This window comes from Flagellimonas sp. (genome assembly GCF_965222555.1).
Lineage (GTDB): Bacteria > Bacteroidota > Bacteroidia > Flavobacteriales > Flavobacteriaceae > Flagellimonas.
Genome location: NZ_CBDCUG010000005.1, coordinates 1,922,559 through 1,948,148, shown reverse-complemented (window position 1 = coordinate 1,948,148; position 25,590 = coordinate 1,922,559). Strand labels below are relative to the sequence as shown.

General features: G+C 41.3%; 20 protein-coding genes and 1 tRNA gene. 13 read left to right on the top strand and 8 right to left on the bottom strand.

Annotated elements, in window-relative coordinates; all coding sequences use genetic code 11:
* Window positions 1-141 precede the first annotated feature (141 nt).
* Complete coding sequence (locus ACOQO1_RS17100) at window positions 142-1,908, top strand: aromatic amino acid hydroxylase (protein WP_420604099.1); 1,767 nt, start codon at window positions 142-144, stop codon at window positions 1,906-1,908.
* Here ACOQO1_RS17100 and ACOQO1_RS17095 read toward each other — a convergent pair.
* The 4 genes from ACOQO1_RS17095 to alaS are packed head-to-tail and all read right to left on the bottom strand — an operon-like array spanning window position 1,876 to window position 6,748.
* Window positions 1,876-2,502 carry a DUF4230 domain-containing protein gene (locus ACOQO1_RS17095; RefSeq protein WP_420604098.1) on the bottom strand — a complete coding sequence of 209 codons (627 nt, stop codon included), beginning with the start codon at window positions 2,500-2,502 and terminating at the stop codon, window positions 1,876-1,878. The two genes, ACOQO1_RS17100 and ACOQO1_RS17095, sit on opposite strands and share 33 nt — an antisense overlap.
* A gap of 3 nt (window positions 2,503-2,505) precedes the next feature.
* Window positions 2,506-3,456, bottom strand: coding sequence for a GSCFA domain-containing protein (locus ACOQO1_RS17090; RefSeq protein ID WP_420604097.1), 951 nt, complete (start codon window positions 3,454-3,456; stop codon window positions 2,506-2,508).
* Window positions 3,457-3,463: 7 nt separating this feature from the next.
* A complete protein-coding gene (locus tag ACOQO1_RS17085; protein ID WP_420604096.1) occupies window positions 3,464-4,120 on the bottom strand; it encodes a hypothetical protein in 657 nt (218 codons plus the stop codon).
* Window positions 4,121-4,123: 3 nt separating this feature from the next.
* On the bottom strand, window positions 4,124-6,748 hold the full coding sequence (alaS, locus tag ACOQO1_RS17080; RefSeq protein WP_420604095.1) for an alanine--tRNA ligase: 2,625 nt from the start codon (window positions 6,746-6,748) through the stop codon (window positions 4,124-4,126).
* 105 nt (window positions 6,749-6,853) lie between these two features.
* Here alaS and ACOQO1_RS17075 point away from each other — a divergent pair, with 105 nt between their 5' ends.
* The 6 genes from ACOQO1_RS17075 to ACOQO1_RS17050 all read left to right on the top strand — a co-directional run bounded on the left by ACOQO1_RS17075 (window position 6,854) and on the right by ACOQO1_RS17050 (window position 10,541).
* Window positions 6,854-7,831, top strand: a complete 978-nt coding sequence (locus tag ACOQO1_RS17075) for a M23 family metallopeptidase (RefSeq protein ID WP_420604094.1) — start codon at window positions 6,854-6,856, stop codon at window positions 7,829-7,831.
* Entirely contained in the window at window positions 7,831-8,160 is a 330-nt protein-coding gene (locus tag ACOQO1_RS17070) for a MerR family transcriptional regulator (protein ID WP_420604093.1), read from the top strand. The genes ACOQO1_RS17075 and ACOQO1_RS17070 overlap by 1 nt, the downstream gene beginning before the upstream one ends.
* 28 nt (window positions 8,161-8,188) lie before the next feature.
* Window positions 8,189-8,788 (top strand): LemA family protein, encoded by a 600-nt coding sequence (locus ACOQO1_RS17065; protein WP_420604092.1) that lies wholly within the window; start codon window positions 8,189-8,191, stop codon window positions 8,786-8,788.
* Between the two features lie 2 nt (window positions 8,789-8,790).
* Window positions 8,791-9,228 (top strand): TPM domain-containing protein, encoded by a 438-nt coding sequence (locus ACOQO1_RS17060; protein WP_420604091.1) that lies wholly within the window; start codon window positions 8,791-8,793, stop codon window positions 9,226-9,228.
* The gene (locus ACOQO1_RS17055; RefSeq protein ID WP_420604090.1) at window positions 9,209-10,003 is read left to right on the top strand and encodes a TPM domain-containing protein; all 795 of its coding nucleotides are present in this window, start codon (window positions 9,209-9,211) and stop codon (window positions 10,001-10,003) included. The genes ACOQO1_RS17060 and ACOQO1_RS17055 overlap by 20 nt, the downstream gene beginning before the upstream one ends.
* Window positions 10,004-10,082: 79 nt before the next feature.
* Complete coding sequence (locus ACOQO1_RS17050) at window positions 10,083-10,541, top strand: hypothetical protein (RefSeq protein WP_420604089.1); 459 nt, start codon at window positions 10,083-10,085, stop codon at window positions 10,539-10,541.
* Window positions 10,542-10,555: 14 nt separating this feature from the next.
* On the opposite strand, the gene ACOQO1_RS17045 is transcribed toward ACOQO1_RS17050, so the two are convergent.
* Window positions 10,556-10,969: a nuclear transport factor 2 family protein gene (locus tag ACOQO1_RS17045; RefSeq protein ID WP_420604088.1), complete on the bottom strand. Its 414-nt coding sequence runs from the start codon at window positions 10,967-10,969 to the stop codon at window positions 10,556-10,558.
* A gap of 215 nt (window positions 10,970-11,184) precedes the next feature.
* On the opposite strand from ACOQO1_RS17045, the gene ACOQO1_RS17040 reads away from it, so the two are divergent.
* The gene (locus ACOQO1_RS17040) at window positions 11,185-16,740 is read left to right on the top strand and encodes an alpha-2-macroglobulin family protein (RefSeq protein WP_420604087.1); all 5,556 of its coding nucleotides are present in this window, start codon (window positions 11,185-11,187) and stop codon (window positions 16,738-16,740) included.
* A gap of 8 nt (window positions 16,741-16,748) precedes the next feature.
* Window positions 16,749-19,118 (top strand): penicillin-binding protein 1C, encoded by a 2,370-nt coding sequence (pbpC, locus tag ACOQO1_RS17035; protein ID WP_420604086.1) that lies wholly within the window; start codon window positions 16,749-16,751, stop codon window positions 19,116-19,118.
* A 5-nt stretch (window positions 19,119-19,123) separates the two neighbouring features.
* Here the strand turns inward: pbpC and der are convergent, their stop codons facing one another.
* Window positions 19,124-20,425: a ribosome biogenesis GTPase Der gene (gene der / locus ACOQO1_RS17030; protein WP_420604085.1), complete on the bottom strand. Its 1,302-nt coding sequence runs from the start codon at window positions 20,423-20,425 to the stop codon at window positions 19,124-19,126.
* 76 nt (window positions 20,426-20,501) lie between these two features.
* On the opposite strand from der, the gene ACOQO1_RS17025 reads away from it, so the two are divergent.
* A complete protein-coding gene (locus ACOQO1_RS17025; RefSeq protein WP_420604084.1) occupies window positions 20,502-21,005 on the top strand; it encodes a GTP-binding protein in 504 nt (167 codons plus the stop codon).
* 9 nt (window positions 21,006-21,014) lie between these two features.
* Here the strand turns inward: ACOQO1_RS17025 and era are convergent, their stop codons facing one another.
* A complete protein-coding gene (gene era, locus ACOQO1_RS17020) occupies window positions 21,015-21,899 on the bottom strand; it encodes a GTPase Era (RefSeq protein ID WP_420604083.1) in 885 nt (294 codons plus the stop codon).
* On the bottom strand, window positions 21,886-23,268 hold the full coding sequence (locus ACOQO1_RS17015; RefSeq protein ID WP_420604082.1) for an alanine/glycine:cation symporter family protein: 1,383 nt from the start codon (window positions 23,266-23,268) through the stop codon (window positions 21,886-21,888). The genes era and ACOQO1_RS17015 overlap by 14 nt, the downstream gene beginning before the upstream one ends.
* Before the next feature lie 124 nt (window positions 23,269-23,392).
* On the opposite strand from ACOQO1_RS17015, the gene ACOQO1_RS17010 reads away from it, so the two are divergent.
* From ACOQO1_RS17010 to ACOQO1_RS17000, 3 genes are all read left to right on the top strand, one after another.
* Window positions 23,393-23,465, top strand: a tRNA-Met gene (locus tag ACOQO1_RS17010).
* 486 nt (window positions 23,466-23,951) lie between these two features.
* The gene (locus ACOQO1_RS17005; protein WP_420604081.1) at window positions 23,952-24,239 is read left to right on the top strand and encodes a hypothetical protein; all 288 of its coding nucleotides are present in this window, start codon (window positions 23,952-23,954) and stop codon (window positions 24,237-24,239) included.
* Between the two features lie 55 nt (window positions 24,240-24,294).
* Window positions 24,295-25,590 carry a fibronectin type III domain-containing protein gene (locus tag ACOQO1_RS17000; protein WP_420604080.1) on the top strand — a complete coding sequence of 432 codons (1,296 nt, stop codon included), beginning with the start codon at window positions 24,295-24,297 and terminating at the stop codon, window positions 25,588-25,590.

Below are 25,590 nucleotides of genomic sequence, written 5' to 3'. Positions count from 1 at the left end.
TTTTGCTTATTTCAACAATTCAAAACTAACACATATTCCTAAAATATTACGTATATCAAGTCTTTATTCCTTCAATATATAAATTAACATGTCATTTGTTCCGTCAGTAGTATATTTATAGGAAGATTTTAATTTATAACAATGAAAGACACTGCATACGAAAGCAATCCCATTTTGGATAAGCTGCCCAAACATTTAAAGCAGTTTATCAAACCTCAGAATTATGAGGAGTACTCCGCTATTGATCAGGCGGTATGGCGCTATGTAATGCGAAAAAATGTGGATTATTTAAGCAAAGTGGCGCACCAATCGTATGTAGATGGACTGGAGCAGACTGGAATTTCCATTGACCATATTCCCAACATGTACGGCATGAACCGAATATTGAAGGAAATTGGTTGGGCCGCGGTTGCCGTAGACGGTTTTATTCCTCCCGCAGCATTTATGGAATTTCAAGCGTATAACGTCTTGGTAATTGCATCGGATATCCGACAATTGGAAAATATAGAGTATACGCCAGCTCCAGACATTATCCATGAAGGAGCAGGTCATGCCCCTATTATTGCCAACCCGGAGTATGCCGAATATCTTAGAAGATTTGGTGAAATTGGCAGCAAGGCCATCTCCAGTGCCAAGGATTATGAACTTTATGAAGCTGTTCGACACCTTTCTATCATCAAGGAGGCACACGGCACTTCCCCAGAGGAAATTGACAAAGCCGAAAAACATATTGAGGACTTACAGAAGAATATGGGCAAGCCTAGCGAAATGGCCCTTATTCGTAATTTACACTGGTGGACAGTGGAATATGGATTGATAGGCACGGTAGATAATCCAAAAATTTATGGGGCGGGATTGCTTTCATCCATTGGAGAAAGTAAATGGTGCATGCAGGACGAGGTGGTCAAATTGCCTTATTCCATTGAAGCTGCCCATCAAGCCTTTGACATCACCAAACCCCAACCGCAGTTGTTTGTCACTCCCGATTTTGCATTTTTGAGCCAAGTACTGGAAGATTTTGCCAATACCATGGCCCTGCGCACCGGTGGACTTACAGGAATTAAAAAATTGGTCGATTCCAAAGCACTGGGCAGTATAGAACTTAGTACGGGACTGCAAATCTCAGGGCATTTCCAAAGTGTTATAGAACATGACGGCAAACCTGTTTATATCAGAACCATTGGCTCCACGGCTTTGGCGTATCGTGAAAAAGAACTGGTTGGACACAGCATACTAGAACACCCCGAAGGTTTTGGATCTCCCATAGGAAAGCTAAAGGGAATCAATTTGGCCATTGAAGATATGGGGCCACGGGATTTAAAAGCGTATAAAATTTACGAAGGCGAACAGGTTTCCCTTGAATTTGAGGGAGGAGTCAAGGTTGAAGGAACCATCATTACAGGCACTCGAAACCTGCAAGGAAAAATATTGCTGATCACTTTTAAGGATTGTACGGTCACCCATGATGGCACTATTTTGTTTTTGCCCGATTGGGGGCTTTACCATATGGCCGTTGGCCAAGAGGTTGTTTCGGCATTCAATGGCCCTGCCGATTTGAACAGTTTTAACCTGATTACCCATGTTCCTTCGGAAACTACCATAAAACAGGAGAAAAACGCTTTCAGAGAGCAATTGGAACTCTACTATCAACAAATCCGGGATTTTAGGGAAGGTAGAAATACCACCACTTCAAGAAATAAGGTATTCAAGGAATTACAAGAAAACTATCCAGAAGACTGGCTGTTATCCATTGAGCTTTTCGAACTAGCTAAAAAAGGTAATGATTCAGCGTTTCAGGAGGAAATCAAAGCACATTTGGAGGCCGTTAAACAAAATAATCCCAAAGTTGGGCATTTGATTGATGATGGTTTGGAGTTAGTCGAGCTTGGTTTTACCCAAGCGGAGTAGCCCATCATAAGAATCGATGGTTTTTTGATTGTATTCCAAAGTCCATCCCATGGAATCGGATAGCACATAGATTCGGGAAAGTTCACTGATCAACCTATTCTCTGCATTCGATTTTAACGAAGACGCTTCAATTTTTTGCAATAGAGAGGCATTTACAGTTTCCTTGATCGCATTATAATCCTCAGCTTTAAATGGGTTAAAATAATCCGCCGTTACATCATAGTATTCAAAATCCGGGTTGATTTTGACCTCAGGTTCGGGAATTGATGAAATTTTAATTGTTTTTTCAGCCTCGTCGAGCTCATATTCAACCTTGCTTAGATCATACGAAATAGTCGCCTCGGCATTCACCACCACCAATGCTTTTTTATCTGCCGTCACCAAAGATCCAAACAGCTCTTTGGAATCCGCATAATTGTATACCTCCACAAAATGACCTTCGGTCACAATAAGTTTGGACACATTTTTTAACTCCTGCTGAATCAACAAGGAACTCTCTTTAAGTGCAGTGGATTTTTCTCGATAATCTGTGTAAGATTTGTAGATCAAAACGGAAGCCAAAGCTATGATAGCACCAACAAGGACTTTCTTCATGGATTAGAATTTCATGAAAGGATATCTTTTTTGAAGATACGTAATTTTCTCCCCCAGCGACGTTTTGAATTTTTGATGCGCTTCAGAATTAGGATTAAATGGTTTGTGTTGCAGTCCTTTTTGAACAGCTTCTACCTCATCCATCACGGAGTAGATTTCTGGAGAAATCCATGCCGATTTGAATTTTTCCCATATATAATCAACTGCCAATGCATTCGGATGTACCATATCTTTCCCATAAAAACGATAATCGCGTAGTTCGTCCATTAGTATTTCATAACTAGGGAAATACGAAGTACGAGGTACAAGGTCAGAAATCGTTTGATGCGCAGCTGAAATCAAATTGGCCTTGCTTCGTTGATTCTCCATAAACCCATCTTTTAAGTGACGTACTGGGGAAATGGTGAAAACAACCTGTGCTTTTTCGTTTACGGATTGGATACGTCCCACAGTCCTTTTAAGACTGGATCGAATTGTTTCCGCGGATAATAGTTCTTTTGAAAATTCCTTTTGTGGCACCTTGTGACAGTTCGCTACAGTTTTTTGGGTTGAATTGTATCTGTATGTCCATGCCGTACCCAAGGTTAGAACAATATGGGTTGCGTCCTTTATTGCATTCTTAGTTTCTTGCAACCCAGTGTTCAAATTATCCAGTAGTTCCTGTTTCGAAGGAGCACTTATATCCGAATGTGCATCGAAACAATGCCAAATTCCGTTGTGTTCAAAAACCTCTTCTTTTTGATAGGGTCGATTCGTCAAGGCTCTTTCAATCAAATTTTCCATGGCAAGTGGATGAAAGAGAATCCCAAAGGGATTTTGGGTCATTTGAAACTTAAAATATACCAATTTATCTCCAATATTCTCCACAAAACAAGAGCCCAACAACAATACTTTTGACTGATAGTCAATAGGATTATGTGCCTTTTCAATGGGAACAATGGTTTGAAGTTTCATCGGAAAACTACTTGCAATTATCAATATTCTTAATCATGTCTTTATACTGGTCCTCCAACTGCCCTTCCAATTGCTTTAAAATCGCCAATTCCCGAACTAGCGTGCGCATGGACCCAGCCCGAAGGGCATCTGTAGCTTTATCCAATTCAACCTTGACTAAATCCTGGGTATAATATAAGCCTTGAAGATCATAGAGGCAATCATATCCGAATTCATGGAAAATTCCCGTTGATTTGGCAATTTCCCAAGCAATACTGCTCAAATCAGTGATTTCAAAATTCACAAAAGCATCGACATCATACTCATAAAGTCCATCGTCCAAGGCCACGGAATCAACACTAGAAAAATACCTAGGATACCTTTGCCTAAAATCTTGCATGGTGGATGGTTTCAAAATCAACTTTCCATGGTCATCGTTCAGGCTATCCATTTCAGCAAAAAAAGATGGGATCTGCTGGTTGATTTCCCTATTTTGGACCAATTCTTCCAAATTGGCTTCAATTTCACCCTTTATTTTGACCAGGGCTACCTCTTTATCCTGTTGAACAGCTTTAGAAGCATTCCAATCGTTAAACCAAATAGCAAGGTTGATTCCCACAAAAAGTAGCAATATCTCACCTAGAATGTATTTCCAATTAAGGTTTTTAAGTTTGAAGAATCGCATATCTTAGTTTGCCGCGGCAACAAACTCCCTGGCATTTTGTAATGCATCCGCTATCCCTGCGGGGTTTTTACCTCCGGCAGTGGCAAAGAAAGGCTGTCCCCCTCCGCCTCCTTGGATGTATTTACCCAACTCACGCACAATGTTGCCTGCATTTAATCCCTTGTTTGACGCCATTTCCTTGGAAATGTAACACGACAGTATCGCTTTTCCATCCTTTTCCGCACCTAATAACAGAAACAGATTCGAAACCTGTCCGCCTATCTCAAAGGCCAAATCCTTGATGCCAGCAGCATCCAAATCGACCTTTTTGGCCAAAAATTGAACTCCGTTGACTTCTTCCAATTCAGCTATTAATTCGTTTTTAAGTTCTTTGGCCTTATCCTTGAGCAACTGCTCAACCTGCTTTTTTAAGGTCGCATTCTCCTCTTGCAAACTTTCCACAGCTTTTACAGGATCCTGTGCTTTGTTCAACAGGTCTTTGATCTCGAACAACATTCGGTTGTTCTTAAAATAGAATTCCTTTACGGCATCAGAAGTAATTGCTTCAATCCTTCGGATTCCAGCAGCAACTGCCCCCTCCGAAACAATTTTAAAATGCCAAATATCCGCGGTGTTCTTTACATGCGTTCCACCACACAATTCTATAGATTGACCAAAACGTACGGTACGAACAGTGTCTCCATATTTTTCACCAAACAATGCCATAGCACCTTGTTCCATAGCTTCTTTAATAGGGATATTTCGGTTTTCCTCAAAAGGGAGTTGTCCTTCAATTCGTGCATTCACGAAGTTTTCCACATCCCTAAGTTCCTCTACGGTCATTTTTGAAAAGTGTGAAAAGTCAAACCGAAGATGTTTGGAGTGCACTGCCGACCCCTTTTGCTCCACATGCGAACCCAAAACTTCCCGCAAAGCTTGATGCAATAAATGTGTTGCCGTATGATTGCTTGCAGTTCGTTGTCTTTGTTTTTTGTCGACCACCGCTTTTAGTGTCCCAGAAATGTTCTTTGGCAGATTACTGGAAAAGTGGACAATTTCGTTGTTCTCTCTTTTGGTGTCCAAAATATAGACCACATCACCATTGGGAACTTCCAGATAACCTTTATCACCTACCTGTCCGCCGCCTTCTGGGTAAAATGGGGTTATGTTAAAGACCATCTGATATTGATCACCGCCTTTTTTACTGCTTACCTTTCGATATTTGACCAGCTTAACATCAGCCTCCAGGCTGTCGTATCCAATAAATTCTTGCTCAGAGTCTTCCAAAAGTACGGTCCAATCGTCCATGGAAACTTCAGAAGCAGCACGGGAACGGTCTTTTTGAGCCTTCAACGCCTTTTCAAAACCTTCAACATCCAGTTCATATCCCTTTTCTTCCAAAATCAAGGAAGTAAGATCTATTGGAAATCCAAAAGTATCATACAGCTCAAAGGCTTTTTCACCATCTACTTTTTTACCATTGGTGGAATTTATAACCGAGTCCAATAGTACCAATCCTTGTTCCAAAGTGCTTAAAAAAGAACTTTCTTCTTCTTTTACAACATTCTCTATCAACTGGTACTGCTCACGAAGCTCTGGAAACGCTTTGCCCATAGTCTCCCCTAACACTTTTACCAATCGGTAGATGAACGGCTTGTTGGTGCCCAAAAAGGTAAATCCATAGCGAATGGCCCGTCTTAAAATCCTTCGGATTACATACCCAGCTCCATTATTACTTGGTAATTGTCCATCAGCAATGGAAAAGGCCACAGCCCGAATATGATCAGCCACTACTCGAATCGCAATATCCGTCTCCTCGTCCTTTCCGTATTTCTGGCCGGTGATGATTTCTATTTCACGAATAAGCGGGGTAAAAACATCCGTATCATAATTGGATTGTACGCCTTGCAACACCATACAGAGTCGCTCAAAGCCCATTCCTGTATCAACATGTTTTTCCGGAAGGCTTTCCAGTTCCCCATTGGCCTTACGGTTGTACTGCATAAAGACCAAATTCCATATTTCCACCACTTGTGGATGGTCTTGGTTCACCAACGAAGCACCCAAAACTTTCGCTTTTTCCTCCTTAGAACGAATATCAACATGGATTTCGGAACATGGTCCGCAAGGACCTTGATCACCCATTTCCCAGAAATTATCCTTTTTGTTTCCCATGATGATCCTATCCTCTGGAACTATGGCTTTCCATAATTCGAAAGCTTCTTTATCCATTTCCAGCTTATCGGCATCATCACTCCCCTCAAAAACAGACACATAAAGACTGTCCTTATCTATTTTATAGACTTTGGTCAACAACTCCCACGCCCATTGAATGGCTTCTTTCTTAAAATAATCCCCAAAGCTCCAATTGCCCAACATCTCAAACATGGTGTGGTGGTAGGTATCCTTGCCCACCTCATCCAAATCGTTGTGTTTTCCACTAACCCGCAAACATTTTTGGGTGTCGGATACCCTTTTTGATGTCGGCACTGAATTTCCCAAGAAAAATTCTTTGAACTGGTTCATTCCCGCATTGGTAAACATCAAAGTGGGGTCATCTTTCATCACCATTGGTGCGGATGGAACAATTTTATGCTCTTTTCCCTTGAAAAAATTTAAAAACTGGGTTCTGACTTCTTGGGATGTCATTGAATTTGCTAGGGTTTTATTAAATTTAACACTTTAAGGAAAACAATTTTTATATTTGTTTGTTTTCTTAAAAAAGAATGCGCAAAAATAGGATAAAATCCCTTCATGTCTAAAGTTAAGTACTATTACGATCCAGATACGCTTTCCTATCGGAAGATAGAGCCCAAAAAGTCCAAAAAGTATAGGAATCTTTTCTTTTTTATTGTGGGTGCCGCCTTATTTGGATTTCTTGGCCTTATCCTATTATTGAACACCAATCTTTTGAATACTCCCAAAGAACTTTCCCTAGATCGGGAAGTGCGCAATTATGAGCTTCAGTTTGAGATATTGACCAAAAAGATGGAGCAGATGGAGCAGGTTTTGGCCAATATTGAGGATCGTGACAATAATATCTATCGACTCTATTTTGAAGCAAATCCAATTCCCGAAGAACAACGAAAAGCTGGTTTTGGAGGTGTAAATCGATACAAATCACTCGAAGGCTTTAATAACTCTCAAATTATCACCAACGCTACCCAGCGATTGGATATTATCCAGAAACAAATGGTGATTCAATCCAAATCATTGGATGAAATTGCCAAATTGGCTGAGGAAAAAGAAAAATTATTGGCTTCCATTCCTGCAATTCAACCTGTTCGGAATGAAGATTTGACCAGAATGGCATCAGGTTATGGATGGCGATCCGACCCTTTTACCAAAGCACGAAAAATGCATTGGGGAATGGATTTTACCGCTCCAAGAGGAGTGCCCATCTACGCTACCGGTGATGGAACAGTAAAACGTGCCGACAATCGATCTTCAGGTTATGGCAAGCACATACGAATTGACCACGGTTATGGCTATATGTCCTTGTATGCTCATTTGAGCAAGTACAATGTGACCAAGGGTCAAAAAGTAAAACGAGGTGACTTAATCGGTTTTGTGGGCAACACTGGACGGTCAGAAGCTCCCCATTTGCACTACGAGGTGTTCAAAGATGAAGAACGCATCAACCCTATTAACTTCTATTATGGAAGTTTAACGGCGGAAGAGTTTGAAAATATGCTCAAGTTCGCCAATCAAGAGAATCAATCCTTGGATTAATGCACGTAGATCTTCCCGAAAAACGATATTATGGCATTGGCGAAGTAGCCAAGGCCTTTGGGGTGAACACTTCTTTGATTAGGTTTTGGGAAAAGGAATTTGATGTGCTCCAACCTAAGAAAAATGCCAAAGGCAACCGAAAGTTCACGCCCAAGGACATTCAAAACCTCCAACTCATCTATCATTTGGTCAAGGAACGCGGTTTTACCCTGGAAGGCGCCAAAACCCATTTAAAAGAGGAAAAACAAAAAACACTTTCCAAGTTTGAGGTCATTCAAAAACTGCAAAAAGTAAAGGCCGAACTTTTAAAGATCAAAGAACAACTATAAATTAGAACAAACACTAAAACCATCGAAAATGAAAAAAGGTATACTTGCCCTCATTGTCCTTATCGTGCTTGCCGTTATTTTGGGCGGTTGGTATGTAAGGACCAATAACACTCTTGTTGACATGAAAGGTCAGGCCACCAAGCAATGGGCCAATGTAGAAAGCTCGTATCAACGTAGAAGTGATTTGATTGGAAATCTAGTGAAAACTGTACAGGGTGCTGCCGATTTTGAAAGAAATACTTTAAAAGAAGTTATTGAAGCGCGTGCCAAAGCTACTTCCACCACCATTGATGCAAACAATATTACTCCGCAACAGCTAGCTGAGTTCCAACAGGCGCAAACAGGATTGTCCTCTGCACTTTCCAGACTTTTGGTTACCGTGGAACGCTACCCGGAGCTTAAGGCCAATCAAAACTTTTTGGAATTACAATCGCAATTGGAAGGCACCGAAAATAGAATCAATGTAGAGCGTAACCGGTTCAACAACCTAGCTGGGGAATATAACATCAAGATTGAAAAAATCCCTACTAACTTTATAGCTAGTATTGCTAATTTTGACCCCATTGCATTGTTCAGTTCCAACCCAGGTGCTGAAAATGCCCCAGATGTAAATTTCGAATTCAATTGAACATGTCGCACGTAGAGGAATTTTTGACTGCCACTGAGGAGCAGGATATTGTCAATGCCATTTTAGAAGCTGAAAAAAACACTTCAGGAGAGATTAGGGTGCATATAGAGGCTACTGCCAAAATGGACCATTTTAGCAGGGCACAGCAGGTATTTCACTTTTTAAAAATGGATAATACCAAAGACGAAAATGGAGTACTTCTTTATGTAGCTGTAGAAGATAAAAAGTTTGTCATTTATGGAGATTCAGGAATTGACCGTGCCGTCCCCAAAGGCTTTTGGGACAATACCAAAGATGTCATCTCTTCCCATTTTAAAAAAGGTGATTTTAAACAAGGTATTGTAGAGGGTGTTCTAATGGCAGGCAAAGAACTAAATGCCCATTTTCCATGGGACCAAACGGACACGAATGAATTGAGCGATGCCATATCCAAAGGTTAGTCTACTTATTACCTTTTTATGCGTCTCCATGGCCTGGGGGCAATTTACCATACCTGAAAAGCCACAAAAGCAAACCAGTGTTTATGATTATGTAAACCTGTTGCCTGCCTCCCAAAGCAAAGCTTTGGAGCAAAAACTCATCAGATACTCGGACAGCACCTCAACCCAGATAGTGATAGCAATAATTGCGTCCACAGAAGGAGAAAACATCAATTACCTAGGTGCACAGTGGGGTCAAAAATGGGGGATTGGCCAGGCCGATAAGGACAATGGAGTATTGGTTCTTTTGGCCAGGGACGATAGAAGAATTGCCATTAATACCGGATATGGTGTTGAGGGGTCTTTGACCGATTTTATGTCGAAACGCATTATTGAATCTGTCATTATCCCAGAATTTAAAAGGGGGGATTATTATAGTGGATTGGACAAAGGCTCAGATGCTATTTTTCAGGTATTGACAGGAGAGTTTAAAGAGGAACGCACTTTTGGGAACGACCCCAGATTTTCCATCAAATCGTTACTGCCTTTTATCATCTTCATTGTCATTCTAATTATTCTTTCCAGAGGTCGAAAAAACAATCGCAACAATAGAGGTGGTCGCGGTGGCCGAAATTCAGGAATGGATATTTGGGACATGATCATCCTCAGTAATATGGGTCGCAGCTCGCGTTCCTCGGGAGGTGGGTTTGGAGGAGGAGGCTTTGGCTCCGGCGGTTTCGGTGGTGGCTTCGGCGGAGGCGGTTTTGGAGGCGGAGGAGCTTCTGGAGGTTGGTAATGGCATCTTTCCACAATTCGTTTAGGAGTTAACGCAACATCTTCTTTAGTTTTCCATCTATAGCGCAAATACTTTAGCTATGATTCTAAAAAAAGTTGTCGTCGTTGTTCTTACTTTTCTACTTTTTTCGAGCTGCGGAGGTGATGACGACTCCAACTGTCACTTGGTAGACTGTGCAGGATTTCCTGCCTTAGGCTTTGAGATTATTTTAAACGATGAAAATGTTTTTACCAAAGGTGATTATACTTTACAAGATGTTTCAATAGAGGGTGATCAATCAGATAAAGTCCAACCCTTTTTGGCCCCCATATATTCGGTTAACAAGTTCAACATTCTTGTTCTGGAAATTAAAATCACAGACGAGGGAAGCCATGAATTGACTGTCAATCTGGCCGATGATTTTTTAATGGACATAAATTTAAATGTAGCACTCTCTCCAAGTGGCGGTTGCTGTGGAGGCATCCCATATTTGACCCAAGCGGAGATAAATGGAGAGGAATACGGTAGTAATCCCTTTTTTACCATAACCCTTGACTAAAATATGGTCTGTGCTCAATCCATCCGTTTGTAAAAAATCTTGTTCACGATTTTCCATTCCCCATCAATCTTGAGCAGATTCATAAAGTCCACAAAAGTGAAATCCTTGTATTCCAACTCCAGTCTGGCATTGGCAGCATGACCAGAAACAGTGATTTCGGCAATCCGATTCACCCTATCAGCCCTTGGACCAGGTTTCATCCCACTGAAAAATTCAAGGGCGTTTACCTCCTTATACCCTTCTTCAGTAATATATTTCATGGTTGCGGTATCATGAAAAGCCTTTTTTAGTGTATCAAAATCCCTATTGGAACCCCCTTCCATATAGTAATTCAGTGTTTTTTCAATTAGTTGATAATCCGATTCCTGGGCGTTGACAGTGTAAAAAAAGCTCGCGGTAAAAAATAACAAAAGAAGATTGCGCATCATGACTTGAAGTTTTTTGTTCGTTAGTGTTTCAATTTATCAATTTTAAGGGCTTGACCCTTTGCTTCAAATCATAAATATTTCATAAGGTTCAGTCCAGCATGTCAAAACCATCCGTAAATCTTAACGAGTTATTCATCAACTCAATGCCCCCTATCACCCATTTTTGAGCTATCTTGTCTGTGGTTAATCCATAGTGTAATTAATTCCCATTTGGTATGTCTCAATATCTTCGAATCCTAGTTTTTTCCTTTGTCATCCTTTTCGTTTCTTGCAAAAAGAAGGCTCCCAAATCTGAAACAGACAATCTTTTCAAGTTCAAGGATTACATCAGTTACCATACCCATGGCAATCAAAGTATTTCCACTCCCATTACCGTTGTCCTTGCCAAACAGCTAAATCAGTTCGAGCTTACCCAAGAGCTTCCTTCGGAATACATAACAATATCCCCAAAGGTAGAAGGGAAACTGGCCATTGAAAATGGAAGGGAACTTACCTTTCAACCGTCAGAATATTTAAACCCTGATACGGAGTATGTGGTGAGTTTGGCATTGAACAAGCTTTTTGAGGACATTGATCGCGATTTTAAAGAATACACCTTCAGTTTTAAGACCATCACCCCAAACTTCAAGATAACTTTAGGGAATCTACAATCCTATAGTAAAGACTGGCAGTACCTTTCCGGGACCTTAAACGCTTCGGATATTTTGGATGCCTCAAAAATAAATGGCGTACTTTCTGTAAAACAGGGTGACAAGGAAATTCCGGTGAAATGGGACAACAAGGAGGAAAACGCCCAGTATTTCAGTTTTAGAATCGATAGCATCTCCCGTAAAACAGCTGATAGCGAACTCACCATCAACTGGAATGGCAAAAATTTCGGTATTGATAATCAAGGAGAGGAAAAATATATTATCCCGGGATTGAACAAGTTTGTGGTAGTGGATGCCAAGACTACATCATCACCCAATGCGGCCCTTACGCTGAATTTTTCGGAACCGCTAAAACAGAATCAGAATCTAAATGGTCTTGTCACCATCGAAAATGCCCAAAATCTTCGCTACGAAATTGACGGAAATCTATTGAAAGTGTATCCTTCCAATCGAATTTTGGGTGAAGTACGGGTCAGTGTTTTTGAGGGTATTAAAAGTGAGTATGGTTTCACCTTGAAAAATCAATTTTCTGAATTAGTGTCCTTTGAGCAGTTAAAACCCGCTGTGCGCCTCATTTCCAAAGGAACCATTCTCCCCAACGCAGCTTCAACACCCATTTATTTTGAAACCGTAAACCTTTCAGCTGTCGAAGTCCGGGTTATCCAGGTTTTTGAGAACAATATGTTGCAATTTTTACAAAACAATAATCTAACCCAAGAATACAATTCCGATCTCAGAACCGTGGGCAGAAGAGTAGCTTACAAAGTGATTCCGCTTTCGGAAAATGGTAGCGAGAACACAAGTTATTGGAAAGCACATGCGTTGGACCTTTCAGAATTGATCAAAATAAATCCAGGTTCCTTGTATCGGGTTGAGTTTAGCTTTAAAAAAGAACATACTGCATATGATTGTGGAGCTGAGGAGAGTTCCGAAGGAATTTCTTCAACTATTGCAATATCCACCCATGACGAAACCCAGGAAGAACGCTATTGGGACAATGAAATCTATAATTGGAGAAATTATGATTGGAACTGGGAGGAACGGGACAACCCATGTCACGCCGCCTATTACAATGATACCCGATTGATAACCACTAATCTTCTCGGAAGTGATTTGGGGTTAATCGTGAAAAAAGGGAACAATCGTTCCTATCATTTTGCGGCAACCAATTTGCTTACCACCAAACCTGAAGCTAACACCATCATTAAATTGTACAATTATCAACAGCAACTACTGGGTGAAATCACCACAGATGCTTCTGGATTTGGCATATTTGACAGTGAGAAAAGAGCAGCCTTCGCCATTGCAGAGAAAAACAACAATTTTGCGTACGCCAAACTTTCTGATGGCAACGCGCTCTCTTTGAGCAAGTTTGATGTGTCCGGTGAAACTTTGCAAAACGGGTTACAAGGTTTCATGTATACCGAGCGAGGGGTACATCGTCCTGGCGATACTGTGCATTTGACCTTTGTCTTGAATGATCAGAGTAATCCTATTCCCGAGGATCATCCTGTCACTTTGGAAGTCAATGATGCCCGTGGCAAGCTTGTCCAAAGAAATGTGCTCAAAGAAGGTTCACTGCATATAGAGGAGGGGCTTTATGCTAAAAAAGAAGGGGATTTTTATTACTTCCCAATTCCCACAAAACCCGAAGCTCCAACAGGCACTTGGAATGCCAAAATCATTGTGGGTGGTGCTGAATACAACAAGAGTTTAAAAATTGCCACCATAAAACCCAATCGACTTAAGGTTGATTTCTCCTTTGAAGATGAAATCCTAAAAGCAAACAAAAACAATATTGGCCAGGCCAAAGTACAATGGTTGCATGGTGCCCCAGCACGTAACCTTAAGATTGACATCAATGCCAACATCAAAAATGCTCCTTCGGCGTTTCCAAAGTTTAAAGATTATATCTTCCAAGATCCCGTACGTACCTTCAACGCCATTGAAAATCAATTTATCCAATCCAAATTGGATGACAACGGAGTGCTCAATATCAACGAAAAAATCAATATAAATGGAAATGCCCCAGGAATGCTCCAGGCCACATTTACCACCAAGGTTTTTGAAGGTGGAGGTGACTTCTCTATCGATGTATTCTCCAAAAAACTGGCTCCGTTCACTCATTTTGTAGGGCTTCGTTCCCCAAAAGCTCGTAGATATGGTTCGTTTTTAACCGATGAGAATACAGAATTTGATGTAGCAAGTGTAAATGCAGATGGGAAGCCAGCAGGAAATCGCAAATTAAAAGTGCAAATCTTCAAGATTGAATGGCGTTGGTGGTGGAACCGGGGTCGAGACAATCTCTCGCGATACGAAAACGCAACGGTTCACAGTCCCTTTAAAGAACTATCGGTAACCACTGCAAGCAATGGGAAAGGCAGTTTTAAAGTAAACATTCCAGATGATGACGGTGGACGTTTCTTGATTCGGGTAATTGATGAAGCCTCCGGCCATGCAACAGGTCGCACCGCTTATTTTTATCGAAATTGGTGGAGAAGGCCAGCTTCTGGAGATTCCGAAAGTTCAAAAATCTTGGTTTTCTCGGCAGACAAAGAAAAATATTCTTTGGGAGAAGAGGCCATAGTCACTTTTCCTTCAGATAGAGGTGGAAGAGCCTTGTTGAGTATCGAAAATGGTTCCGAAGTCCTGTCCCAACAATGGATTGAAACTTCTGCAAAAGAGACTAAAGCAACGATTCCCATTTCCGCAGAAATGGCACCCAATGCGTATATCAACATTTCGTTATTGCAACCTCATGGACAGGTCGCCAATGACCTTCCCATCCGACTGTATGGCGTGGTTCCATTATTGGTGGAAAACCCTGCTACGCATCTAAACCCAGAGCTTCAAATGCCAGATGTGCTTCAACCAGAAACTTCATTTAAAGTAAGTGTGTCGGAAACCAGCAACAAACCCATGACTTATTCTTTGGCCGTAGTCGATGAAGGGCTATTGGATCTTACACGATTCAAAACCCCGGATATTCATGGCGCATTTTATGCAAGACAAGCTTTGGGCGTAAAGACCTTTGACATTTTTGATGATGTCATGGGAGCCTATTCTATTAGTGTCGATAACATTTATGAGATTGGTGGCGGTGGCATCGGTGAAGGAGCCAAAAACCGAAAAGCACAACGTTTTAAACCTGTAGTTAGCTATTTGGGTCCCTTCAATTTAAAAGCAGGTGAAAAAGCATCGCATACCATAAACATGCCCAATTATGTTGGTTCGGTTCGCACCATGCTCATTGCCGGAAATCAAAATAGTGCCTACGGTAATACCGAAAAAACCACTCCGGTCAGAAAACCGTTAATGGTGTTGACCTCTTTGCCCAGAAAATTGTCACCTGGTGAAAAGGTGACCATTCCAGTGACCGTGTTTGCCATGGAAAAAAAGGTGAAAAACGTACGGGTTTCCATTGAAGCCGGTAATGCTTTGGAACCTTTGGGCGCAACTTCCAAAAACATCACTTTTAATGCCGTGGGTGAGCAAATCGTGAATTTTGATTTTAAAGTAAATCCAACCAAATCTTTTCAGAACATAAAGGTTTCTGTGGCGGGAGCGGGGGAAAGTGCCAGCAATGAAATTGAAATTGACGTAGAAAATCCAAACCCTGTTACCACCAAAAGTACTTTGTACACTTTGGATGCGAATCAATCCGAGTCTATCTCGATGGAAACCTTTGGGACTTCGGGCACCAATTCGGCAACAATAGAATTTTCAACCCTTCCACCCATGGATTTCTCCAAACGGATGGAATATCTATTGCAATATCCGCATGGTTGTGTAGAGCAAACCACCTCAGCGGCATTTCCGCAACTGTTTTTAGACGATGTGCTCGATATTACTTTTGATAAGAAAAAAGAGGCGGAAAAAAACATCAAAGCTGCAATTAAAAGGCTGAACAATTTCCAAACTTCCGGTGGTGGTTTGAGCTATTGGCCTGGCTATAGCGGAGCAGATGATTGGGGAACTTCCTATGCCGGCCATTTTATGCTGGAAGCCAAACAAAAAGGATATCAATTGCCTTTGACCTTTTTAAGCAATTGGTTGCGCTATCAGAAAAACACCGCTCGCCAATGGAGCAATCAGCAAAGTCGCTATAATGACGATATGGCCCAGGCGTACCGCTTGTATACTTTGGCCTTGGCACAACAACCAGAATTGGCAGCTATGAACCGTCTACGCGAAGCAAAAAATTTGAGCAATGAAGCTAAATGGCGATTGGCTGCGGCCTATGCCTTGGTTGGCAAAAAAGAAGTGGCAAAAGAACTGATTCAAATCGCCAATATTGACTTTGAACCGAATTCCTATAATTATAGAACCTATGGTTCTGTTTTCAGAAATCGGGCCATGGCTTTGGAAACCATGGTTATTCTTGGTGATTCCCAGCAACGTGATTTGGCAGTTTCCTTGGCCAAGAACCTTTCCTCCCAACGATGGTACAGTACGCAAGAAACATCGTATGCATTATTGGCAATGGCCAAAATGGTGGCCAAAAATGGCGGCAAATCCCTCGACCTTACTTTTACCAATAATGGAAAAGAAGTTGTGGTAAAAACGGATAGAGCCATCGCCCAGCGCAATCTTATTATTTCAGCTGCAAGGGAAGAGATTCAGGTCAAGAACAATCAAAATAATACCATTTATGCCACTTTGGTGCAAAGTGGAAAGCTTCCCGTAGGACAAGAATTGGCCCAAGCTCAAAATTTAAGGTTATCCGTTGACTACCTCGATGCCATTGGAAACCATATCGATGCTTCGCAATTGCGTCAAGGAACAGAGTTGCAAGCAAAATTGACGGTTTTCAATAGTTCTAACGATTACATTGATAATTTGGCCCTGACCCAGATTGTACCCAGCGGATGGGAAATTGTGGATACATCTTATGCAGGAACATCGGACTCCCACTCAAGCAAAGCTGAATACATTGATGTGCGTGATGACCGAACCCATTTCTATTTTGACTTGGCTGGCAAGAAATCCAAAACATTTATTGTCAAACTAAACGCTTCTTTCTTGGGCGAATACTATCTGCCTGGCTCGCAGGTTGAAGCCATGTACGATGATAATTATCACGCTCGGAACAAAGGAAAGTGGATTTCAGTGGTGCAATGATTTCATAGATGGCGTGGACATTGACATTAAAAAGAATCGTACTAAAACATAGGATCAAACTGTTTGTTTTGGTGGTTTTCTTTTTGATATGGTTGTTTTGTCTGCCCAAAATTTTGTTTGAAGAACCAACCTCAACCGTAATCACCAGTTCCGATGGAATTTTGATTGGTGCTAGGATTTCCGATGACGGGCAATGGCGTTTTCCGCAAATGGATTCAATACCCGAGCGTTTTAAACAAAGTATGTTGTTGTTTGAGGATGAATATTTCTACCAACATCCTGGATTTAATCCTATTTCCATCTTCAATGCCATAAAACACAACCTGACCAAGGATACCCGAAGGGGCGGAAGTACCATAACCCAACAAGTAATTCGATTGAGTAGAAAAAATAAGTCCCGTACCTATTTTGAGAAATGCATTGAACTTTTTTTGGCCACTCGACTCGAATTCAGGTATTCCAAAGATGAAATCTTAAAACTTTATGCTACGCATACTCCTTATGGTGGTAATGTAGTTGGATTGGAAACAGCTTCTTGGCGGTATTTTGGTATTCCGGCGCATGAATTGAGCTGGGGACAATCCGCAACTTTGGCCGTGTTACCCAATGCCCCATCTTTGATTTTTCCGGGGCGGAACGAACAAATCTTACTTGAAAAACGCAATCGCTTGCTCAAAAAACTTTGGGATAAAGAATACATCGACAAAACCACTTACGAGCTTGCCGTTTTGGAACCCTTGCCGCAAAAACCGCGTCCTTTACCCAATAGTGCTCCTCATCTCACCGAACGCATAAAAAAAGAGCATCCTGGAGAACGTGTTAAAACTTCTATTGACAGGCATCTGCAAAATCAGGCAAATGTTCTGGCGGAACGCCATTACAATCAACTGAAAAGCAATGAAATTTATAACCTTTCCATTTTGGTTTTGGATGTGGAGACCAGAAAGGTGCTTTGCTACGTGGGTAATTCGCCAACAACAAGGGCCCATGGCAGCTATGTGGATGTTATCACCAAAAAAAGAAGTACGGGAAGCACCTTAAAACCATTTCTGTTTGCCTCCCTGTTGCACGAAGGCCAATTGCTGCCCAATAGTTTAGTAAAAGACATTCCGACCGTGATCAACGGCTACAATCCTGAAAATTTCAACAAAAAATATGTAGGTGTCGTACCGGCCAATCGGGCGCTTTCACGTTCCCTAAATGTGCCCGCTGTTAGACTGCTTCGGCAATATGGACTTCAAAAATTCTACAATAAGCTCCACAGAATGAACCTAAAATCCCTAAACAGACCGGCTAGCCATTATGGTCTTCCGCTGATTTTAGGGGGTGCAGAAAGTTCTTTGTGGGACATTACCAAAACGTACGCCTCGGCGGCGGCGTCCCTAAACTATTTTTTATCCAATTCCAGCACCTATCGAGCCAATGAATTTGTAGAACCAACCTACTTGCAGGAAAGTGAAATTGATTTTGGCAAAGAACTATTCGAATCCCCTATTTTGAATGCAGGGTCACTTTACCACACTTTTAAGTCGTTGCGAGAGGTGAATAGACCCGAAGGGGATGAAAATTGGCAGTTTTTTGATTCGTCACAAGCCATTGCATGGAAAACAGGGACCAGTTTTGGGTTTAAGGATGCTTGGGCGGTAGGGGTTACACCCAAATATGCCATTGGCGTCTGGGTGGGCAATGCAGATGGGGAGGGCAGGCCAGGTCTCACCGGAATCACGGCTGCAGCTCCACTGCTTTTTGATGTTCTGGACGCCCTGCCCCAGAGCGGGTGGTTTCAAGAACCTTATGATGATCTTGTGGAACTGGAAATTTGTAAGGAAAGTGGGTTTATAGCCTCAACATTTTGTGATGTTACCCAGAAAGAATTGCTCCCTATAAAAGGTAGCAGAAGCAAACCATGTCCCTATCACCATCAACTTTTTTTGGATAAGGAAGAAACGTTTAGGGTGAATTCAGATTGTTATCCTCTGGAAAACATGGTGCAAAAAAATTGGTTCGGTTTACCCACTGTAGTCGAATATTATTATGCCAATTCCCATCCCAATTATAAAAGTTTACCTCCTTTTTTGGAAGGATGTCATGCCGAGGAAAAACAATTGATGGAATTTATCTACCCCAAAAAGAATGAAGAAATTCTTTTGCCTCGGGATTTGGGTAAAACTTCAAAGGAAATCATATTTAAACTGGCTCATCAGCAGCGAGAAAGTACGGTTCATTGGTATTTGGATGAAACCTATCTGGGTTCCACTACTAATTTTCACGAATTGATCGTTGAAACCCAACTTGGAAATTACAGATTAACTGCGGTTGACAATGAAGGGAATCGGATTCAGCAAAACTTGAAGGTGCAAATGGCCGCTGAAAACTGAATCTTTTACTTTTTCCGCATAAAAATGGTTATCGGCACTCCACTAAAGTCAAAGTTTTCCCGAAGCTTGTTCTCCAAAAAACGCTTATATGGCTCCCTCACATATTGTGGCAGGTTACAAAAAAATGCAAACTGCGGATAATGGGAAGGCAATTGTGTACAGAACTTGATCTTTACATACTTGCCTTTGTACGCTGGTGGAGGGGTGTGCTCAATAATAGGAAGCATCACATCGTTCAGCTTGCGCGTAACAATCTTCTTTGAACGATTTTTATAGACATCAACAGCCGTTTCAATAGCCTTGAAAATACGCTGCTTGGTCAATACTGAAATAAAAAGAATGGGGACATCATCAAAAGGCTCAATGGCCTTTTTAATTTTTTGGGTGTATTCTTTAACGGAATTGGTCTCTTTTTCCACCAAATCCCATTTGTTCACCAAAATGACGATTCCTTTATTATTGCGTTGTGCCAGCCAGAAAATGTTCTGTACTTGCCCATCAAATCCGCGGGTAGCGTCCAAAAGCAAAATACAAACATCACAATGCTCAATGGCCCTAACGGAACGCATTACGGAGTAAAACTCCAAATCTTCCTTAACTTTTGCTTTTCTTCTTATTCCCGCTGTATCCACTAGGTTGAACTCGAATCCAAAACGGTTATATTTCGTGTCGATACTATCACGGGTAGTTCCTGCAATATCGGTTACAATGTAACGGTCTTCGCCAATAAGCGCATTGATAAAGGATGATTTTCCGGCATTTGGTCTTCCAACAACGGCAAAACGAGGTAATTCACTTTCTTCTTCCTCAACATCAGGAAGTACCTCTGTCAAAGCATCCAATAGTTCTCCTGTTCCACTACCATTGATACTGGACAACGTATAATATTCTCCAAGTCCCAACGCATAAAATTCCACCGCATCGGCTTCACGTTGTGCATTATCGACTTTATTAACCGCCAAAAACACTGGTTTATCTACCTTACGAAGTAAACGGGACACATCTTCATCCATTCCAGTGACTCCGGATTCAACATCTACCATAAAAATAATGGCATCCGCTTCATCTATGGCCAACTCCACTTGTTTATCAATTTCTTGCTCAAAGATATCATCACTACCAACGACATATCCTCCTGTATCAATCAACGAAAACTCTTTTCCATTCCAATCGCTTTTACCATAATGGCGGTCACGCGTAACACCGCTCACGGCATCCACAATAGCTTCACGACGTTGTATCAATCGATTAAAAAAAGTGGACTTCCCAACATTGGGCCTCCCCACAATGGCAACAATAGCGCCCATCTGCATCAAATTTTGGCAAAAGTACCACTATTTATGAAGAAAAAATGATACCTTTTTCAATCAATGTCAACTACTTATGAGCGAGCTTCCCAATGAAATTGTATTACGCCCTAGGTTTGAGCTATCCTTAAACACTGGTATGGAACATCTAAAGTCCGTCTTCGATGAAGGTGCCAAAGATCCTTTTCAAGTAAAACGATTGGATGAGCATGTTTACATTCGGTTTAAAAAAAAGGACACTACATTTTGGACTCCTCAGTTGCACTTGGAGCTTACCTCTTTTGAAAAAGGAGTGAGCAAGATTCATGGTGTTTTTGGGCCAAACCCTACACTTTGGACGTTTTTTATGTTTTTGCACTTTGGGGTTGGCACCCTCTTCCTAATTCTTGGAGTTTTTGCTTATTCGAATTATTCCTTGGGCAAGGATATTAAACTATGGGTTGCCGGAATGGTTTTTCTAGTGATCATTTGGTTTGCGCTATATGCTTTCGGAAGGATGGGAAAAGCGAAAGGAAAACCCCAAATGAATGAGCTTAAAGCGTATCTGAGAGAGTTGATTTCGGATTTTCAGAAAAAATAAAAAAGGCGATTAGTTGTTGTAACCGAATCGTTTGAGTTGACGAGAATTGCTACGCCAATTTTTATTCACCTTCACATAAAGTTCGATATGCACCTGTTTGTCAAAGAATTTTTCAAGGTCTTTTCGAGCTTCCACACCTACCCTTTTTAACGCACTACCTTTGTGACCTATTATGATTCCCTTTTGTGTATCCCGTTCTACCATAATCAAAGAGCGAATGCGAATAATATCCTCATCCTCAATAAATTCCTCGGTCTCCACCTCCACTGCATATGGGATTTCTTTTTTGTAGTGCAACAATATTTTCTCGCGGATAGTCTCGTTCACAAAAAAACGTTCAGGTTTATCGGTGAGTTGGTCCTTGGGATAGTACGGCGGCCCTTCGGGTAACAATTCAAGAATCCGTTCAAACACTTCTTTAACGTTGAAGTTTTCCAGCGCAGAAATAGGATGTATTTCGGCTTTGGGCAACAGACTTTGCCAATGTTGTATTTGTTCCTCCAAAACTTGCTGTTCCGAAGTGTCAATCTTGTTGAGGAGCAATAGCACCGGTATTTTACTGTTCTGGATCCTTTGGAAAAAAGCTTCATCTTTCAAGTCCTTTTCTCCTATCTCAACCATATAAAGCAAGACATCGGCATCTTCAAAGGCCGATTTTACAAAATCCATCATTGAAGTTTGCAGCTCATATGCAGGCTTAATGATTCCAGGAGTATCGGAAAGTATCACCTGAAAATCATCTCCGTTCACAATTCCCAATATCCGATGCCGGGTTGTTTGGGCTTTTGAGGTGATTATGGATAGTTTCTCGCCCACAAAGGCATTCATCAACGTGGATTTCCCAACGTTGGGGTTGCCAATGATATTTACAAAACCTGCTTTATGCTTTTTCATGCTTCATTTTTGAAAAGTATTTTTTAGCCGCAGCATTTACCTTGGGTGCCAACAACAATACAGCAATCATATTGGGGATTACCATCAATGCATAAGACAAATCTATGAGGTTTTTTACCAATTCAAGCGAAGCGACTGCAGCAAAAACAATGAGGATTACAAAGAAATGATTATAGTACCTACCAATTTTTGCATTGGTCAAAAAGGAAAGACATTTAACACCGTAGTACGAATAGGTAAACAAAGTGGACAATGCAAAAGCCGTAACAATGATCATCAACAAATCATCTCCAACACCAAATAAAGTAGTTCTAAATGCTTGAAGTGTCATTACAATTCCGCTGGAATCATCCAAATAGGCACCGCTAAGAATTATGACCACGGCCGTGAACGTGCAGACCAAAATAGTATCTATGAATGGCCCCAACATAGCAACCAAACCTTCTCGTATGGGTTCATCATTTTTAGACTGACCATGATACATGGGTGCACTACCCAAACCTGCCTCATTGGAAAACATAGCTCTTTTAACACCGATAATCACCAAGCCCCAAAATCCACCCGTCACCACGGTTTTAAAATTCCAAGCTTCGGTAATTATCATCTTTAATGCTGGAATCACTTGCGATGCATTCATAACCATCACTACTATAACGGCCACCAAATACACCATGACCATAAATGGAACAATGGCGGTTGCCACTTTGGCAATTTTTGAAAGTCCACCAAAAATTACAAAGGATGAGATTATCGCAAGAACAATACCAACAATGAGTTTCCAATTGAACAACGGGTCAGCTTCGGTACCTCCCAGAGCCAAAAGACTTTCTTCAGGCTGGACAACGCTCATAAAGGTTTCGGTAAATTGGTTGGCCGTAAAGACCCCTAAAAACCCAAAGATTCCTGAAAGGCAAAAGAAAATCGCCAAAGGTTTATATTTCTCACCCAATCCTTTTGTGATATAAAACATGGGGCCTCCTTGCAGTTTTCCTTCCGAATCCTCTCCCCTGAACATAATGGATAAACTACAGGAATAAAATTTGATACACATTCCAATCAAGGCTGTCATCCAAATCCAAAAAACCACTCCAGGCCCTCCATCATGTATGGCGATAGCCACCCCGGAAATATTCCCTAGACCAACCGTCGCGGCTACAGCTGCGGACAAAGCCTGCAAGGAGCTTACATCTCCTTTGGCATTCTTATCGTCATATTTACCCCTGGTAATTGCAATTGCATGACCAAAAAAACGGTACGGCGCTAATTTTGAATAGAAAATTAAAAACAAGCCTCCTCCTATCAGCAGGACAAACATTGGCCAATTGGCCCAAGAATTGGCATTGACCAAAAAATCGTTGATGAGTTCCATGGTTTCGAAGGTAGTTATTTCGATTATAATTTGGCACAAGGATATGAATTTCGGTCAATTTTCAAATCAAAGCCTCACTAATTTGGAAATAAACTAAAAACGGTTGTATATTTGCCGTCCACATCGCGGGATAGAGCAGTAGGTAGCTCGTCGGGCTCATAACCCGAAGGTCACAGGTTCGAGTCCTGTTCCCGCTACTAGAGAAGATAAGGGTTTCAAGAGATTGAAACCCTTTTTTTATTCACTCTGTGAAACATATGTGAGACATTACATGGTCTAATATGGGTTATAAAGCAAGGAGCATTGACGTATGGCTCCATATAACCTGACACTATCTTGACATTAAATTTCCTTTTATCTTATTTATGTGGCCAACAATTAGTGGTTTGACTTTATCCAAGAACTATTACTTTATCCAATAGGGTTTTCTTCATTATCAGAACAACAGAGGATTAAAGCATTTCAAAGTCTCGAACACTTATAAATTTTACACATAAAAATCACATTTAGTTAATCTTATTCCTACTTTTAAAATTCTAAAACAATTAAAATTGAAATATAAATTCGTTTACTTTTTATCGAATTTTCCTCTTTTTATTATACTATTTTTTTTATTCTACGTTTATTTGTCCTAGAACACTTCAGAAAATGGCATCAAAGCCAGGCAACTGATATTGTTCCTAATGACCCAAATCAAATCCCCGGAGTCCAAAAGCGACTCTTCCTTTTTAAAAACCCACTATCCACATTTTAAAATCATTATGATGAAAAAGACATTTTCATTGGGCCTTGCTATGGCCTTGTTTTTTGCTGGCAACTTTTTAAATGCCCAAGAAATCCATACCCAGGCCAATGCGACAAACATTGCCAACGAATCCAATACCGTAACCGGATGGACCCCGCACAATTCGAGTGCCACATCCATGTCCGTGGAAACCAATGATGTTTACCAGGGCTCATATGCCATATGAACTGGAATCAATTCCAATGCATCGAATCTAGGCCAATAGTGTAGAACTGAACGAAATGAACAAACTCCTTTTGGAGAAAATTGAAGAACTCACCTTATACCTAATTCAGCTTAAAAAAGGAAAATCATCAAATAAAATGCACTACCCGTCAAAACATAAAAAGATTAGAAATCAAAATACAGGAATTACAAAATTAAATCAACAAACAATGAAATATCCAATGCGAATTACATTTTTACTTTTAGCGAACTTGTTTACGTTCACCTTCTTAAGTGCCAATGAAATAGATGGTGAAAATTATGCCGAATATGGTACCTACCGTTTTGTGGATGCCGAGACCAATACCATAATCCGGAATTTTTCCGGAGACCAAACCTTTGCGCTCACTGAGTTAGGCAATGCTCAACTTTTGACCATTGAGGCAATTCCCCCAGTTGGAAGTGGGGTTGAAAGTTTAATATTCACCAGCACCATACCCGGTAGTGCCACGATCGTGGAAAACAATGCCCCCTATGGATACTTGGGAGCCAGTAGCGTTTCTGGGAATTATACGGGCTTCACCCCGCCCTTGGGCACCTATACCTTTACCATAGAGTATTACTCCAGCAACAATGGAGCCGGAAGCTTGTTGGCCACAGACAGTCTGACCATAACTTTTGTACAGAACAACAACGACATCCAGGATCCAACTGCACCTACCCTATCCAGCATGGGCCAAACGCAGACAACCGTGGACCTTTCTTGGAGCGGGGCCACGGACAATGTAGGGGTGACCGGATATAAAATATTCAAGGATGGGAACCTTGAGGCCACACTGGGCGATGTGGCTGCCTATCAGGTTACGGGACTTTCGGCAGGGACCAATTATAGTTTTACGGCCACTGCCCTGGATGCCACCAACAATGAGAGTCTGCCCAGTAACACCGTTTCAGTGACCACCAATGCTAGTTCTGGAGGTGGGGGTTCCGGCGGCTCTGTATGGTCAGAATCAGGATCGGTCGCAAGCTACACAGGCGGTGTGGCAATTGGTACAAGTACGGTTCCTTCAAATTACAAACTTGTGGTGGAAGGCAATATCCGTACCCGTGAGATCAGGGTGGACCAAGACGCTTGGCCAGACTATGTATTCAAGAAAGGGTATGATCTCCCCACCTTGGAAGAAATCCAAAAGCACATTGATGAAAAAGGGCACTTACCAAATATCCCTTCAGCAAAAGAAGTGAAAGCCAATGGTATCGAGCTTGGGAAGATGGACAAACTGCTTTTGGAGAAGATTGAGGAAATGATGTTGCATATCATTGATCAACAACGGAGAATAGAAATTTTAGAAGGACAGAACAACAATAAATAA